Here is a 15,470-nt window from a genome sequence, read left to right as displayed (position 1 = left end):
AATCCAAAAAATTGTTGGGGTATCGCCAAGCGGTAAGGCTCTGGTTTCTGATACCAGCATTCCGAGGTTCGAATCCTCGTACCCCAGCCAATTTCAAAAAGTCGTCCACTCTGTGGGTGCACCCGTTGGGGTATCGCCAAGCGGTAAGGCTCTGGTTTCTGATACCAGCATTCCGAGGTTCGAATCCTCGTACCCCAGCCATATTAAAAAAGCTCGCTTCGGCGAGCTTTTTGCTTTTCTAACGTTGGGTGACGGCAAGCCTTACCCAGCCTACATGACTTGTAGGCCTGATAAACGTAGCGCCATCAGGCACCACTCGAGCTACAACCCTAACGCATACTTCAGTGCCTGACGTTTCAGTACGCCAGCGCGCTCTGCGGCCATGAGCCCGAGATTACGCATGATGCGCAGCGGCTGCAGGTTATTGCTGAATCCGGCATAGAACAGATCCATACCGCTTTGCATGATGAAATTGTCAGTCATACGGCGATTCTGATAGCGCTTGAGCACCGGCTGACTGGCCCAGGATTCACCGTAGCTGCGCGCGTTCACCAGCACATCAATCAACGCATCGACATCACGAAAGCCCAGATTAACGCCCTGCCCCGCCAGCGGATGAATGGTATGCGCGGCATCACCTACCAGCGCCAGCCCCGGTTGCACATATTGCAGCGCATGACGACGCGTAAGCGGGAACGCCCCCGCAGCCACTGGCATCACCTTACCGAGTCGCGATGGAAAATGTTTAGCAATCTCCGTCTGCAATTGCGGCATATTCAGCGCTTGCAATTGGCGGATGCGAGCCGGTGAGTCGTACCACACCAACGAGGCCCAGTTATCAAACAGCGGTAAAAACGCGCGCGGGCCGTCAGGCGTAAATTGCTGCCAGGTGCTGTCTCCCGGTGAATTTTCGCATTGCACGGTTATCAACATACAGGACTGCGCGTACTGCCAGGCATGGATACCAATCCCGGCCATTTTTCGCACCTGAGAGTTGGCACCATCGGCGCCGATGACCAGCTTCGCGCTAATGGTTTCGCCGCCTGCCAGCTCAAGCTCATGTCGATCGTTATGTTGATGCAAAGAAATCAGGGACGTCGGTACGCGCTGCGTGACTTTGGGGTGAGCTTCCAGCGCCTGCCAGAGCGCCTGTTGCAGGACCGTGTTTTCCACCATATAGCCCAACAGAGGCAGCTTAAGCTCGGCGGCATCAAACATCACATGGGCATTTTCCCACTCCCACGTTTCCAGTCGACGATAAGGATGGCTGCGCATCCCCTGCACCGTATCCCAGACGCCCAGCCCTTTTAGCAACGACACCGACGCGGAACTAATGGCAGAAATTCTGACATCAGGCTGTCCGTCAGCCACAAACGGCGCGGGAACGGCATGCTCAATGACCGTTACCGTAAATCCATGCTGCGCCAGTCCAAGCGCCAGCGCGCCGCCGACCATCCCCCCGCCGACAATGGCAATTTCCGTTGGTTGATTTGTCATGGTCAATTATCCAGTTACATGTATTGTGTAAGTTTACAGGATTTTTTACCCCTTGAGGCTGACATCCGTCATACTGGTCACAACCGCGCCAAAGCAGTACACTATGCGCCCTGCATTTCAGCCACAATTTCGCAAGAGCAAGTCGATGACCAAAAAACTCCATATTAAAACCTGGGGCTGTCAGATGAACGAATACGATTCATCGAAGATGGCCGATCTGCTGGATGCCACTCATGGGTATCAACTGACTGACGTGGCGGAAGAAGCGGATGTGCTGCTGCTGAATACCTGCTCAATCCGTGAGAAGGCTCAGGAAAAAGTGTTCCATCAACTGGGCCGCTGGAAACTGTTAAAAGAGAAAAACCCCAAGCTCATCATTGGGGTCGGTGGCTGTGTTGCGTCTCAGGAAGGCGATCATATTCGCCAGCGCGCGCATTACGTCGATATTATTTTTGGGCCGCAAACTCTGCACCGCCTGCCGGAAATGATCAACAAAGTGCGTGGAAGCACGACCCGTAGCCCGGTGGTTGATATCAGTTTCCCGGAGATCGAAAAGTTCGACCGCCTGCCAGAACCGCGTGCTGAAGGTCCAAGCGCGTTTGTGTCCATCATGGAAGGTTGTAATAAATATTGTACTTACTGCGTGGTGCCCTACACCCGCGGTGAGGAAGTCAGCCGTCCGGCGGATGATATTCTGTTTGAAATCGCCCAGCTTGCAGCCCAAGGCGTGCGTGAAGTGAACCTGCTGGGGCAAAACGTGAACGCCTGGCGTGGTGAGAACCACGACGGCACGATCGGGTCTTTTGCCGATCTGTTACGTCTGGTGGCCGCGATCGACGGTATTGATCGTATCCGCTTCACCACCAGCCATCCGATTGAATTCACCGATGATATCGTTGAAGTTTATCGCGATACACCAGAGCTGGTGAGCTTCCTGCATCTGCCGGTACAGAGCGGTTCAGACCGCGTACTGAATCTGATGGGGCGCACCCATACCGCGCTGGAATACAAAGCGATCATCCGCAAACTGCGCGCTGCGCGTCCGGATATCCAGATTAGCTCCGACTTCATCGTTGGCTTCCCGGGTGAAACCACGCAGGATTTCGAGCAGACCATGAAGCTGATTGCTGACGTCAATTTTGACATGAGCTACAGCTTTATTTTCTCTGCGCGTCCTGGCACCCCTGCCGCCGATATGGTTGACGACGTACCGGAAGAAGAGAAGAAACAGCGTCTGTACATTCTACAGGAGCGTATCAACCAGCAAGCTATGGCCTGGAGCCGCCGTATGGTCGGCACGACCCAGCGCATTCTGGTTGAAGGCACATCGCGTAAGAGCATCATGGAACTGTCAGGCCGTACCGAAAATAACCGTGTGGTGAACTTTGAAGGCAACCCGGATATGGTCGGTAAGTTCGTAGACGTAGAAATTACCGATGTCTGGACTAACTCCCTGCGCGGTAAAGTGGTGCGTACCGAGGACGAAATGGGTCTGCGTATCGCAGAATCCCCTGAATCGGTCATTGCGCGTACCCGCAAAGAAAACGATCTGGGCGTCGGTATTTATCAGCCTTAATCCTGCTGAAAAACGTAAAAAAGGCCCGATACCGCTACACTTATCGGGCCTACAATCCTGGGCTCGCTGTCCCGGCGGGTCTTGTAATCTGCCCTATCATCCCCATATTTGCTGCAATGCTTGCGCCTTTCCCCCATGGCGTGAATAATTTCCTTAGATGCCGGTAAATGTTCAGCGTCCGGCGAGACATGCATAAGAGGAACAGTTTGAACATAGACACTCGCGAAATCACCCTTGAACCCGCAGACAACGCCCGCCTGTTGAGCCTTTGCGGCCCATTTGATGACAACATCAAACAGCTGGAACGTCGCCTCGGCATCGAAATTAACCGCCGTGATAACCACTTTAAACTGACCGGTCGTCCAATTTGCGTCACCGCTGCGGCAGATATTTTACGTAGCCTGTACGTCGATACCGCCCCAATGCGCGGTCAGACGCAGGACATCGAGCCTGAACAAATTCATCTGGCGATCAAAGAAGCGCGTGTGCTTGAGCAAAGCGCAGACAGCGTGCCTGAATTTGGCAAAGCGGTGAACATCAAAACCAAGCGTGGAGTAATTAAGCCGCGCACGCCGAACCAGGCACAGTACATTGCGAATATCCTCGACCACGACATCACATTTGGTGTGGGCCCTGCGGGTACGGGTAAAACGTATCTCGCGGTTGCCGCTGCGGTTGATGCGCTTGAGCGTCAGGAGATCCGTCGCATTCTGCTGACCCGTCCGGCAGTGGAAGCGGGCGAAAAACTGGGATTCCTGCCAGGAGATCTCAGCCAGAAAGTCGATCCGTATTTACGACCGCTGTATGACGCGCTTTTCGAAATGCTCGGCTTTGAAAAGGTTGAAAAGCTGATTGAGCGTAACGTCATTGAAGTTGCGCCCCTGGCCTATATGCGCGGTCGTACGTTGAACGATGCGTTCATCATTCTTGATGAAAGCCAGAACACCACCATCGAACAGATGAAAATGTTCCTGACCCGTATCGGCTTTAACTCCAAAGCGGTCATCACTGGCGATATCACCCAGATTGACCTGCCGCGTAGCACCAAATCCGGTCTGCGTCATGCCATTGAAGTGCTGGCTGAAGTCGACGAAATTAGTTTTAATTTCTTCCATAGCGAAGACGTGGTGCGCCACCCGGTGGTCGCCCGTATCGTCACGGCGTATGAAGCCTGGGAAGAAGCAGAACAGAAACGCAAAGCCGAGCAGGCTGCAGAACGCAAGCGCGAAGCTCAGGAGCAGGAACAAAAATGAGTCAGGTTATCCTCGATTTACAGCTGGCATGTGAAGACGAATCCGGTTTGCCAACAGAAAGTCAGTTTCAGGGCTGGCTGGATGCGGTGATCCCCCAATTTCAGGAAGAGTCTGAAGTGACGATTCGTCTGGTCGATGACGCGGAAAGCCACGACCTGAACCTGACCTATCGCGGGAAAGATAAATCCACCAACGTGCTCTCTTTCCCGTTTGAGGCTCCGCCGGGCATTGAGATGTCGCTGCTGGGCGATTTGATCATCTGCCGTCAGGTGGTTGAGAAAGAAGCGCAGGAGCAAGGCAAACCGCTTGAGGCCCACTGGGCGCACATGGTGGTGCACGGTAGCCTGCATTTACTCGGCTACGACCATATTGAAGACGATGAAGCGGAAGAAATGGAATCCCTCGAAACAGAGATTATGCTTGCTCTGGGCTATGAGGATCCGTACATTGCCGAGAAGATTGCAGAATAGTAGCTTGCCGGATGGCGGCGCTTGCGCCTAATCCGGCCTACATTCATGCCTTTCGTAGGCCTGATAAGCGTAGCGCCATCAGGCAAAACATGCCGTCAACAGCTGAGTAAACGCATGACGCGCTTTGTATTAACTAACATGAGAACCCATACGACGCCATGAGCGACGACAATTCACACAGTAGTGACACCTTAAACAGCAAAAAGGGATTTTTTTCCCTGTTACTGAGCCAACTTTTCCACGGTGAACCGAAAAACCGCGACGAACTGTTGGAGCTGATCCGTGATTCCGGGCAAAACGACCTTATCGATGAAGATACGCGCGATATGCTCGAAGGGGTAATGGATATTGCGGACCAACGCGTTCGCGACATCATGATCCCTCGCTCCCAGATGATTACCCTGAAACGCAACCAAACTCTGGACGAATGCCTCGATGTCATTATCGAGTCTGCCCACTCGCGTTTCCCGGTAATTAGCGAAGACAAGGATCACATTGAAGGGATTCTGATGGCCAAAGATCTGCTGCCATTTATGCGTAGCGATGCCGAAGCCTTCAGCATGGAGAAAGTGTTACGCCAGGCGGTTGTCGTCCCTGAAAGCAAGCGGGTTGACCGCATGCTGAAAGAGTTCCGCTCCCAGCGTTATCATATGGCTATCGTCATCGACGAGTTTGGCGGTGTCTCAGGTCTGGTGACCATTGAGGACATCCTTGAACTGATTGTCGGTGAAATTGAAGATGAGTACGACGAAGAAGATGATATTGATTTCCGTCAGCTCAGTCGCCACACCTGGACTATTCGTGCACTGGCGCCGATTGAAGACTTCAACGAAGCTTTCGGCACGCATTTCAGCGATGAAGAAGTGGATACCATTGGCGGGTTGGTCATGCAGGCCTTCGGTCATCTGCCCGCGCGTGGAGAGACCATCGACATTGATGGTTACCAGTTCAAAGTGGCAATGGCCGACAGCCGTCGTATTATTCAGGTTCATGTCAGAATTCCGGACGACTCACCCCAGCCCAAACTGGACGAATAAACCCGAAACTGGATCTAAGACTACATGGCATTTGCCCCTTTAATTGAACGCCAGCGCATTCGCCTGCTGCTGGCGTTATTATTCGGTGCCTGCGGGACACTGGCTTTCTCACCGTATGACATCTGGCCCGCTGCGATTGTTTCGCTGATGGGCCTGCAGGCTCTCACCTTCAACCGCCGTCCGCTCCAGTCTGCCGCTATCGGCTATTTCTGGGGACTGGGACTGTTTGGATCAGGCATCAACTGGGTTTACGTCAGTATCGCGCAGTTTGGCGGTATGCCGGGCCCCGTTAACGTCTTCCTCGTGGTTCTGCTTGCTGCTTACCTTTCCCTCTACACTGGCCTGTTTGCCGGCGTTTTGGCGCGTCTGTGGCCGAAAACTACCTGGATACGCGTAGCGATTGCCGCGCCGGTAGTCTGGCAAATCACTGAATTTCTACGCGGCTGGGTACTGACCGGTTTCCCGTGGCTGCAGTTCGGCTACAGCCAGATCGACGGTCCGTTAAAAGGGCTGGCGCCGGTAATGGGCGTTGAGGCGATAAACTTCCTGCTGATGATGGTTAGCGGCCTGCTGGCACTTGCACTGGTAACGCGTAACTGGAAGCCGCTGGCTACCGCCGTGGTGCTTTTCGCTCTGCCCTTCCCGCTACGTTATATTCAGTGGTACACGCTGGAGCCGGAAAAAACCACCCAGGTCTCGATGGTGCAGGGTGACATCCCGCAGTCGCTCAAATGGGATGAAGGCCAGTTACTCAACACCCTGAAGATTTATCTCGACGCCACCCAGCCTGAGATGGGCAAATCACAGCTCATCATCTGGCCAGAATCCGCTATTCCGGACCTGGAAATTAACCAGCAGCGTTTTCTGAGTATGATGGATGACCTGCTGAAATCGAAAAATAGCACGCTGATTACCGGTATTGTAGACGCACGTCTGAACAAGCAGAATCGTTACGACACCTACAACACCATCATCACACTGGGTAAAGACAGCCCATACAGCTACGACTCCAGCAACCGCTATAACAAAAACCATCTGGTACCGTTTGGCGAGTTTGTCCCGCTGGAATCTATCCTACGCCCGCTAGCGCCATTCTTTGACCTGCCAATGTCTTCGTTCAGCCGCGGTCCTTATGTACAGCCACAGTTGCATGCACACGGCTTTAAGCTGACCGCTGCCATCTGCTACGAAATCATTCTTGGCGAACAGGTACGGGATAACTTCCGCCCGGATACGGACTACCTGCTGACTATCTCCAACGATGCATGGTTTGGTAAATCTATTGGCCCGTGGCAGCACTTCCAGATGGCGCGTATGCGTTCCCTGGAGCTGGCGCGACCTCTGCTGCGTAGCACCAACAACGGTATTACGGCGGTGATTGGTCCGCAGGGCGAAGTTCAGGCGATGATCCCGCAGTTTACCCGTCAGGTGCTGACCACCAGCGTGACGCCAACGACGGGCTTAACCCCTTATGCCCGTACCGGAAACTGGCCGCTCTGGCTGCTAACCGCGCTGTTTGGCTTTGGCGCAGTGGTAATGAGTCTGCGCCAACGTCGTAAGTAAAACAGTGCCCCATCAAATGCAGGCCGGATAAGGCGGTACGCCGCCATCCGGCAGTTGTGCAGCATCGTGCCTGATGGCGCTACGCTTATCAGGCCTACTTCCCCCCTCCAAAAGACCATTCTGGCACGTCTATTGCTTTGTTCTACAAGGCAAACGCTGTTTTGGCTGAATGTGCAACCTGGTCGCACCAAAGTTGAGCGCCGGTAGCACCTGAAAAGTGCAACAAGATATTTTTGCCCCCAAATGGTGCGGCGCACTTCGCAAAAATAAACAATAACACAGCAAATTCTTTACATTCATCCAAACTAAATGTTAACAAACACATACAAGACTGCACGTTTTAGTAGCAAACAATAACAACATCACAATGGGTATCAATGCGTCCCTGGCGCAGACGATAAAGGAGTTGGATATGCAATTACGTAAGCTCGCCACTGCCATGCTGGTCATGGGAATGTCCGCCGGTCTGGCGCACGCAGAAGACGCAGCACCAGCGGCAGGCAGCACGCTGGATAAGATCGCCAAAAATGGCGTGATCGTTGTCGGCCACCGTGAATCATCAGTACCGTTTTCTTACTACGATAATCAGCAAAAAGTGGTCGGTTATTCACAGGATTACTCCAACGCGATCGTTGACGCCGTGAAGAAAAAGCTGAACAAGCCTGATCTGCAGGTGAAACTGATCCCGATTACTTCACAAAACCGTATCCCGCTGCTGCAAAACGGCACCTTCGATTTTGAATGTGGATCCACCACCAACAACGTCGAGCGCCAAAAACAAGCCGCTTTCTCTGACACCATTTTCGTTGTCGGCACCCGTCTGCTGGCGAAAAAAGGCGGCGACGTCAAAGATTTCGCCGATCTGAAAGGTAAAGCCGTAGTCGTGACTTCGGGTACCACCTCCGAAGTTCTGCTGCACAAGCTGAATGAAGAACAAAAAATGGATATGCGCATCATCAGCGCGAAAGACCACGGTGACTCTTTCCGTACTCTGGAAAGCGGTCGCGCCGTTGCCTTTATGATGGATGACGCCCTGCTGGCTGGCGAGCGCGCGAAAGCGAAGAAACCAGACAACTGGGAGATCGTCGGCAAGCCACAGTCTCAGGAAGCCTACGGCTGTATGTTGCGCAAAGATGATCCTGAGTTCAAAAAGCTGATGGACGACACTATCGCCAAGGCGCAAACCTCAGGCGAAGCTGAGAAATGGTTTGATAAGTGGTTTAAAAATCCAATTCCACCGAAGAACCTGAACATGAATTTCGAACTGTCAGACGAGATGAAAGCTCTGTTCAAAGAACCAAATGATAAAGCGCTTAACTAACTAAAATAAATGGGAGGCTTCCCCTCCCTCTCGATTGTTACTCGGCACGGACAGACTATAAGCCTGATGGTCGTTCCCCATCAGGCCTGAAAACCGCAAAACGCCGAATAACAATCTTCGAGGGTAGCGCTGCTACCCTTTTTTTTCTGGAGTAGATTTATGTCTATAGACTGGAACTGGGGTATTTTTTTACAACAAGCCCCGTTCGGCAACACCACCTATCTCGGCTGGCTCTGGAGTGGTTTCCAGGTCACTGTCGCGTTATCCATCACCGCCTGGATTATCGCTTTCCTCATAGGCTCTTTATTCGGCATCTTACGTACCGTTCCAAATCGTTTCCTTTCTGGGATCGGCACGCTGTACGTTGAGCTGTTTCGTAACGTTCCGCTCATCGTCCAGTTTTTTACCTGGTATCTGGTTATTCCGGAACTGCTGCCGGAAAACATTGGGATGTGGTTCAAGGCTGAGTTGGATCCCAACATCCAGTTCTTCCTCTCATCAATGCTTTGTCTGGGGCTGTTTACCGCCGCGCGCGTCTGCGAACAGGTTCGCGCCGCTATTCAGTCTCTGCCTCGTGGGCAGAAAAACGCCGCACTGGCGATGGGACTGACGTTACCGCAGGCCTACCGCTATGTTCTGTTGCCAAACGCATACCGCGTGATTGTTCCGCCAATGACCTCAGAGATGATGAACCTGGTGAAGAACTCCGCGATCGCCTCCACCATCGGCCTGGTCGATATGGCGGCACAGGCAGGCAAACTGCTGGATTACTCCGCCCACGCATGGGAATCGTTTACCGCTATCACTCTGGCTTACGTCCTGATTAACGCCGTCATCATGCTGGTGATGAATCTTGTTGAACGTAAAATCCGCCTGCCTGGCAATTTGGGAGGCAAATAATGTACGAATTTGACTGGAGTTCTATCATCCCTTCCCTGCCGTATCTGCTGGATGGGTTAATCATCACGCTGAAAATCACCGTTACGGCGGTAGTCATTGGTATTGTCTGGGGAACTATCCTGGCCGTCATGCGTCTGTCCAGCTTCGCGCCGATAGCCTGGTTTGCGAAAGGCTACGTCAACGTATTTCGTTCTATTCCGCTGGTCATGGTGCTGCTGTGGTTCTACCTGATTGTGCCCGGCTTCCTGCAAAACGTACTGGGTCTGTCGCCAAAAACCGATATTCGCCTGATCTCAGCAATGGTCGCGTTTTCGATGTTTGAAGCCGCGTACTATTCCGAGATTATCCGTGCCGGTATCCAGAGTATTTCTCGTGGGCAATCCAGCGCCGCGCTGGCTCTGGGGATGACCCACTGGCAGTCGATGAAGCTCATTATTCTGCCGCAGGCATTCCGCGCGATGGTACCGCTGCTGCTAACCCAGGGCATCGTACTCTTCCAGGATACCTCGCTGGTCTACGTATTAAGTCTGGCAGACTTCTTCCGTACCGCCTCTACCATTGGCGAGCGTGACGGCACACAGGTTGAAATGATCCTGTTTGCTGGCGCCGTTTATTTTGTATTCAGTCTGAGCGCATCGTTGTTGGTCAGCTATTTGAAGAAAAGGACAGTTTAATGATTACCCTGAAAAATGTTTCTAAATGGTATGGTCACTTTCAGGTGCTGACCGACTGCTCCACGGAAGTGAAAAAAGGGGAAGTGGTGGTGGTCTGCGGCCCGTCAGGTTCAGGTAAATCAACGCTTATCAAAACGGTGAACGGGCTGGAGCCGGTACAACAAGGCGTCATCACCGTTGATGGTACCGTGGTGAATGATAAAAAAACCGATCTGGCCAAACTGCGCTCTCGCGTTGGTATGGTGTTCCAGCACTTTGAACTGTTCCCTCACCTGTCGATCATTGAGAACCTGACTCTGGCGCAGGTAAAAGTGCTCAAGCGCGATAAAAAACCGGCCCGTGACAAAGCGCAAAAGTTACTGGAACGCGTTGGTCTGTCAGCACATGCGGAGAAGTTTCCAGCTCAGCTCTCAGGGGGCCAGCAACAGCGTGTCGCTATCGCCCGGGCGCTGTGCATGGATCCTATCGCCATGCTGTTTGACGAACCGACGTCGGCGCTTGATCCTGAAATGATCAACGAAGTACTGGATGTTATGGTTGAACTGGCCAATGAAGGGATGACCATGATGGTGGTAACCCACGAAATGGGCTTTGCGCGTAAAGTGGCGAACCGGGTGATCTTCATGGATGAAGGGAAAATTGTTGAAGACTCGCCGAAAGAAGAGTTCTTCGCTAATCCGAAATCGGACCGCGCCAAAGACTTCCTCGCGAAAATACTGCACTAATCTTGCTGGCGCGCACCTCCATGTGCGCGCCACCTCACGCTTTATCCCTTCGCCTCTCGAAACACATACAGCCCAGCGTTAACCTTGTCACAAAGTCCCACTTACAAGGAGCAACAATGGCACTTCCTATCCTGTTTGATTGCGATCCGGGTCATGACGACGCTATCGCAATTGTGCTCGCCCTCGCCTCACCAGAACTGGATGTGAAAGCGATTACCTCATCAGCCGGTAACCAGACACCTGACAAAACGCTGCGTAACGTGTTGCGCATGTTAACGTTGCTCAACCGTACGGATATACCAGTAGCTGGTGGCGCAGTGAAACCACTAATGCGCGATCTGATTATCGCCGATAACGTTCACGGCGAGAGTGGACTTGATGGCCCGGCGCTGCCGGAACCCGCTTTTGCGCCACAAGACTGTACCGCCGTGGAACTGATGGCGAAAACCCTGCGTGAAAGCCCGGAACTGATGACCATTGTCTCCACCGGGCCGCAAACTAACGTAGCATTGCTTCTGAATAGCCATCCTGAGCTGCACGCCAAAATCGCCCGTATCGTAATTATGGGTGGTGCGATGGGCCTCGGAAACTGGACGCCCGCCGCCGAGTTCAATATTTTCGTGGATCCTGAAGCCGCTGAAATCGTATTCCAGTCTGGCATTCCAGTGGTGATGGCTGGTCTGGACGTCACGCATAAAGCGCAAATACATCGCGAAGATACCGAGCGGTTCCGCGCTATCGGCAATCCTATTTCGACGATCGTGGCTGAACTACTCGACTTCTTCTTTGAGTATCATAAAGATGAAAAATGGGGATTCATCGGCGCGCCACTGCATGATCCATGCACCATTGCCTGGCTGCTGAAACCTGAACTGTTTACCACCGTTGAACGCTGGGTCGGCGTGGAAACTCAGGGTAAATATACCCAGGGAATGACCGTGGTGGATTACTACTTCCTGAGCGGCAATAAGCCAAACGCCACCGTAATGGTAGACGTGGATCGCGAAGGGTTTGTCGATTTGCTGGCAGAACGGCTGAAGTTTTACGCCTAATACACGCCGGATGGCGCTAACGCTTATCCGGCCTACAAAATCGTGCAATTTGTAGGCCGGATAAGACGCTTTGCGTCGCCATCCGGCAATAAGCGATCACGGCTCAAACGGTCGCCGCTGAAACTGATCGTGTCCGCATTTCGGACACAGCGGTAGCACATCCGGGGTGTAAACCGCTAAATGGAAGTGGCACTTCTCGCAGACCAGATTACCTAATCCGACCACCTCACCGCTGTGATAAACCCCGTGATGACTGAGGTCCTGGAACACCTCGCGCCATTCGAGCTGCGTTTTATCTGTAATATCGGCCAGTTCCTGCCAGATACTCTCCTTGATAACCCGCATAAAGACGCTGTCTGTCTCCTCATCAAGACTTTCTTCATAGCTCAGAGCAAACTCTTCCAGGTCACGTCTGACGGCCCGGGTGAGCTCTTCTACCTCGGTTCGCGTTAACTCCCCTGTCTGCATAACTCGTTGACGCGCCTGCTCCACCAACGCATCAATATCGCGTTCGCCATTACGCAGACGTTCGCTCAGTGAAGCCACCAGTTCACGGTAATATTGAGCAACCTTGTTCATCACTTCGCCTCCTGGGTCGTTAACTGTCTATAATAATAGACGTTATTTACGCGACGCTTTGCAAGACTGTCCACAGAGTGTGTAAATTCGTGCAAGAATTATCCTTGCGGGAATTCAACGCTGAATGCGCGAAAGGCTGTTTTGGCGCGGGCGTTTGGGCTATGCTATGCGGATCTGAAACACCACATCTAAAGCTACGTTTGTAGCTGTATTGAAAACAGGACCACTGGCTGCCATGCAAGAGCAATACCGCCCGGAAGAGATAGAATCCAAAGTACAGCTTCACTGGGATGAGAAGCGCACATTTGAAGTTACCGAAGACGAGAGCAAAGAGAAGTATTACTGCCTGTCTATGCTTCCCTATCCTTCTGGTCGACTACACATGGGCCACGTACGTAACTACACCATCGGTGACGTGATCGCCCGCTACCAGCGCATGCTGGGCAAAAACGTACTGCAGCCAATTGGCTGGGATGCGTTCGGTCTGCCTGCAGAAGGCGCTGCGGTTAAAAACAATACCGCACCAGCACCGTGGACGTACGACAACATCGCATACATGAAAAACCAGCTCAAAATGCTGGGTTTCGGTTACGACTGGAGCCGTGAGCTGGCGACCTGCACCCCGGAATACTACCGTTGGGAACAGAAATTCTTCACCGAGCTGTACAAAAAAGGCCTGGTGTACAAGAAAACGTCTGCGGTCAACTGGTGCCCGAACGACCAGACCGTACTGGCGAACGAACAGGTTATCGACGGCTGCTGCTGGCGTTGCGATACCAAAGTCGAGCGTAAAGAGATCCCACAGTGGTTCATCAAAATCACCGCTTACGCTGACGAACTGCTGCGTGACCTGGATAACCTGGATCACTGGCCTGACACCGTGAAAACGATGCAGCGCAACTGGATTGGCCGTTCTGAAGGCGTGGAAATCACCTTCGATGTGAACGGTTACGACTACACGCTGACCGTTTACACCACCCGCCCGGACACCTTTATGGGTGCGACCTATCTGGCCGTTGCCGCAGGTCACCCGCTGGCGCAGAAAGCTGCTGCAAATAACCCAGAACTGGCCGCCTTCATTGACGAATGCCGCAATACCAAGGTTGCTGAAGCCGAAATGGCAACCATGGAGAAGAAAGGCGTCGACACGGGCTTTAAAGCCGTTCACCCGCTGACTGGCGAAGAAATCCCCGTTTGGGCAGCAAACTTCGTCCTGATGGAATACGGTACGGGCGCAGTCATGGCCGTTCCGGGCCACGATCAGCGCGATTACGAGTTTGCGACAAAATATGGCCTGACCATCAAACCAGTAATTCTGACCGCTGAAGGCGCAGAGCCGGATCTGTCCGAACAAGCTCTGACCGAAAAAGGCGTGCTGTTTAACTCCGGCGAGTTTGACGGCCTCGACTTCGAAGCTGCCTTCAACGCCATTGCTGACAAGCTGGTAGCCAAAGGCGTGGGTGAGCGTAAAGTGAACTACCGTCTGCGTGACTGGGGTGTTTCCCGTCAGCGTTACTGGGGTGCGCCAATTCCGATGGTGACGTTGGAAGACGGTACCGTACTGCCGACGCCAGAAGATCAGTTGCCGGTTATTCTGCCGGAAGACGTGGTTATGGACGGCATCACCAGCCCAATCAAAGCCGATCCGGAGTGGGCAAAAACCACCGTTAACGGCATGCCTGCGCTGCGCGAAACCGACACCTTCGATACCTTTATGGAATCCTCCTGGTACTACGCGCGCTACACCTGCCCGCAGTACAACGAAGGGATGCTGGATCCAGAAGCTGCAAACTACTGGCTGCCAGTTGATATCTACATTGGTGGTATTGAACACGCCATCATGCACCTGCTCTACTTCCGCTTCTTCCACAAGCTGATGCGCGATGCGGGCATGGTCAACTCTGACGAACCGGCCAAACAGCTGCTGTGCCAGGGTATGGTGTTGGCTGATGCGTTCTATTACGTTGGTGCAAACGGCGAGCGTAACTGGGTTTCTCCGGTTGATGCCATCGTTGAGCGCGACGAAAAAGGTCGTATCGTCAAAGCTCAGGACGCAGAAGGCCATGAACTGGTCTATACCGGCATGAGCAAAATGTCCAAGTCGAAAAATAACGGTATCGACCCGCAGGTTATGGTTGAACGTTACGGCGCTGACACGGTACGTCTGTTCATGATGTTCGCTTCTCCGGCTGATATGACGCTGGAATGGCAGGAATCCGGCGTTGAAGGGGCGAACCGCTTCCTGAAACGTGTATGGAAGCTGGTTTACGAACATACTTCCAAAGGCGATGTTGCTGCCCTGAACGTTGATGCGTTGAGCGAAGACCAAAAAGCGCTGCGTCGCGACGTACATAAAACCATTGCTAAAGTTACCGATGATATTGGTCGTCGTCAGACCTTTAACACCGCAATTGCGGCGATTATGGAGCTGATGAACAAGCTGGCGAAAGCACCGCAGGAAGACGAACAAGACAGAGCCCTGATGCAGGAAGCCTTACTGGCCGTCGTTCGCATGCTGAACCCGTTCACCCCACACGTTTGCTTCACGATGTGGGAAGCACTGAAAGGCGAAGGCGATATCGACAACGCACCGTGGCCGGTGGCGGACGAAGCGGCAATGGTTGAAGACTCAACGCTGGTTGTGGTTCAGGTAAACGGCAAAGTACGTGGCAAAATCACCGTTCCGGTAAACGCCACTGAAGAGCAGGTTCGTGAGCGTGCTGGCCAGGAGCATCTGGTAGCAAAATATCTTGATGGCGTTACCGTACGTAAAGTGATTTATGTACCGGGTAAACTCCTCAATCTGGTCGTTGGCTAAGCGCG

At 52.9% G+C, this 15,470-nt stretch carries 13 protein-coding genes and 2 tRNA genes; 13 read left to right on the top strand and 2 right to left on the bottom strand.

Annotated features, from left to right (window positions below; all coding sequences use genetic code 11):
- Positions 1-15: 15 nt before the first annotated feature.
- A tRNA-Gln gene (locus OGY67_RS18430) sits at positions 16-90 on the top strand.
- A gap of 36 nt (positions 91-126) precedes the next feature.
- Positions 127-201: transfer RNA gene (locus OGY67_RS18425), tRNA-Gln, on the top strand.
- A gap of 120 nt (positions 202-321) precedes the next feature.
- On the opposite strand, the gene ubiF is transcribed toward OGY67_RS18425, so the two are convergent.
- Positions 322-1,497, bottom strand: a complete 1,176-nt coding sequence (gene ubiF / locus OGY67_RS18420) for a 3-demethoxyubiquinol 3-hydroxylase (protein ID WP_234692212.1) — start codon at positions 1,495-1,497, stop codon at positions 322-324.
- A 145-nt stretch (positions 1,498-1,642) separates the two neighbouring features.
- Here ubiF and miaB point away from each other — a divergent pair, with 145 nt between their 5' ends.
- The 10 genes from miaB to rihA all read left to right on the top strand — a co-directional run bounded on the left by miaB (position 1,643) and on the right by rihA (position 12,068).
- Positions 1,643-3,073 carry a tRNA (N6-isopentenyl adenosine(37)-C2)-methylthiotransferase MiaB gene (gene miaB, locus OGY67_RS18415; protein ID WP_286574350.1) on the top strand — a complete coding sequence of 477 codons (1,431 nt, stop codon included), beginning with the start codon at positions 1,643-1,645 and terminating at the stop codon, positions 3,071-3,073.
- A gap of 206 nt (positions 3,074-3,279) precedes the next feature.
- Complete coding sequence (locus OGY67_RS18410) at positions 3,280-4,326, top strand: PhoH family protein (RefSeq protein ID WP_003022776.1); 1,047 nt, start codon at positions 3,280-3,282, stop codon at positions 4,324-4,326.
- Entirely contained in the window at positions 4,323-4,796 is a 474-nt protein-coding gene (gene ybeY, locus OGY67_RS18405) for an rRNA maturation RNase YbeY (protein ID WP_234692211.1), read from the top strand. The genes OGY67_RS18410 and ybeY overlap by 4 nt, the downstream gene beginning before the upstream one ends.
- A gap of 158 nt (positions 4,797-4,954) precedes the next feature.
- A complete protein-coding gene (gene corC / locus OGY67_RS18400) occupies positions 4,955-5,833 on the top strand; it encodes a CNNM family magnesium/cobalt transport protein CorC (RefSeq protein ID WP_003022770.1) in 879 nt (292 codons plus the stop codon).
- 24 nt (positions 5,834-5,857) lie between these two features.
- Complete coding sequence (lnt, locus tag OGY67_RS18395; RefSeq protein WP_057067709.1) at positions 5,858-7,396, top strand: apolipoprotein N-acyltransferase; 1,539 nt, start codon at positions 5,858-5,860, stop codon at positions 7,394-7,396.
- A gap of 412 nt (positions 7,397-7,808) precedes the next feature.
- Positions 7,809-8,717 (top strand): glutamate/aspartate ABC transporter substrate-binding protein GltI, encoded by a 909-nt coding sequence (gene gltI / locus OGY67_RS18390; RefSeq protein WP_003831318.1) that lies wholly within the window; start codon positions 7,809-7,811, stop codon positions 8,715-8,717.
- Positions 8,718-8,876: 159 nt separating this feature from the next.
- Complete coding sequence (gene gltJ, locus OGY67_RS18385) at positions 8,877-9,617, top strand: glutamate/aspartate ABC transporter permease GltJ (RefSeq protein WP_003831316.1); 741 nt, start codon at positions 8,877-8,879, stop codon at positions 9,615-9,617.
- Positions 9,617-10,291 carry a glutamate/aspartate ABC transporter permease GltK gene (gene gltK / locus OGY67_RS18380; protein ID WP_003831315.1) on the top strand — a complete coding sequence of 225 codons (675 nt, stop codon included), beginning with the start codon at positions 9,617-9,619 and terminating at the stop codon, positions 10,289-10,291. The genes gltJ and gltK overlap by 1 nt, the downstream gene beginning before the upstream one ends.
- Complete coding sequence (gltL, locus tag OGY67_RS18375; protein ID WP_003022754.1) at positions 10,291-11,016, top strand: glutamate/aspartate ABC transporter ATP-binding protein GltL; 726 nt, start codon at positions 10,291-10,293, stop codon at positions 11,014-11,016. The genes gltK and gltL overlap by 1 nt, the downstream gene beginning before the upstream one ends.
- 116 nt (positions 11,017-11,132) lie before the next feature.
- Positions 11,133-12,068: a pyrimidine-specific ribonucleoside hydrolase RihA gene (gene rihA, locus OGY67_RS18370; protein WP_191226268.1), complete on the top strand. Its 936-nt coding sequence runs from the start codon at positions 11,133-11,135 to the stop codon at positions 12,066-12,068.
- A gap of 96 nt (positions 12,069-12,164) precedes the next feature.
- On the opposite strand, the gene OGY67_RS18365 is transcribed toward rihA, so the two are convergent.
- A complete protein-coding gene (locus OGY67_RS18365) occupies positions 12,165-12,647 on the bottom strand; it encodes a zinc ribbon-containing protein (protein WP_003022748.1) in 483 nt (160 codons plus the stop codon).
- Positions 12,648-12,882: 235 nt separating this feature from the next.
- Between OGY67_RS18365 and leuS the strand changes: the two genes are divergently transcribed.
- Complete coding sequence (gene leuS, locus OGY67_RS18360) at positions 12,883-15,465, top strand: leucine--tRNA ligase (RefSeq protein WP_286574349.1); 2,583 nt, start codon at positions 12,883-12,885, stop codon at positions 15,463-15,465.
- The last annotated feature ends 5 nt before the right edge of the window (positions 15,466-15,470 follow it).

It is taken from the genome of Citrobacter sp. Cpo015, assembly GCF_030333035.1.
Classification (GTDB): Bacteria; Pseudomonadota; Gammaproteobacteria; order Enterobacterales; family Enterobacteriaceae; genus Citrobacter; species Citrobacter portucalensis.
This window is presented reverse-complemented; position numbering and strand designations above follow the sequence as displayed.

Coding starts and splice junctions, on each gene's coding strand:
- gltK (WP_003831315.1), top strand. CDS start 9,617: ATGTACGAATTTGACTGGAGTTCTATCATCCCTTCCCTGCCGTATCTG.
- ybeY (WP_234692211.1), top strand. CDS start 4,323: ATGAGTCAGGTTATCCTCGATTTACAGCTGGCATGTGAAGACGAATCC.
- leuS (WP_286574349.1), top strand. CDS start 12,883: ATGCAAGAGCAATACCGCCCGGAAGAGATAGAATCCAAAGTACAGCTT.
- rihA (WP_191226268.1), top strand. CDS start 11,133: ATGGCACTTCCTATCCTGTTTGATTGCGATCCGGGTCATGACGACGCT.
- OGY67_RS18365 (WP_003022748.1), bottom strand. CDS start 12,647: ATGAACAAGGTTGCTCAATATTACCGTGAACTGGTGGCTTCACTGAGC.
- corC (WP_003022770.1), top strand. CDS start 4,955: ATGAGCGACGACAATTCACACAGTAGTGACACCTTAAACAGCAAAAAG.
- gltL (WP_003022754.1), top strand. CDS start 10,291: ATGATTACCCTGAAAAATGTTTCTAAATGGTATGGTCACTTTCAGGTG.
- miaB (WP_286574350.1), top strand. CDS start 1,643: ATGACCAAAAAACTCCATATTAAAACCTGGGGCTGTCAGATGAACGAA.
- ubiF (WP_234692212.1), bottom strand. CDS start 1,497: ATGACAAATCAACCAACGGAAATTGCCATTGTCGGCGGGGGGATGGTC.
- lnt (WP_057067709.1), top strand. CDS start 5,858: ATGGCATTTGCCCCTTTAATTGAACGCCAGCGCATTCGCCTGCTGCTG.
- gltJ (WP_003831316.1), top strand. CDS start 8,877: ATGTCTATAGACTGGAACTGGGGTATTTTTTTACAACAAGCCCCGTTC.
- gltI (WP_003831318.1), top strand. CDS start 7,809: ATGCAATTACGTAAGCTCGCCACTGCCATGCTGGTCATGGGAATGTCC.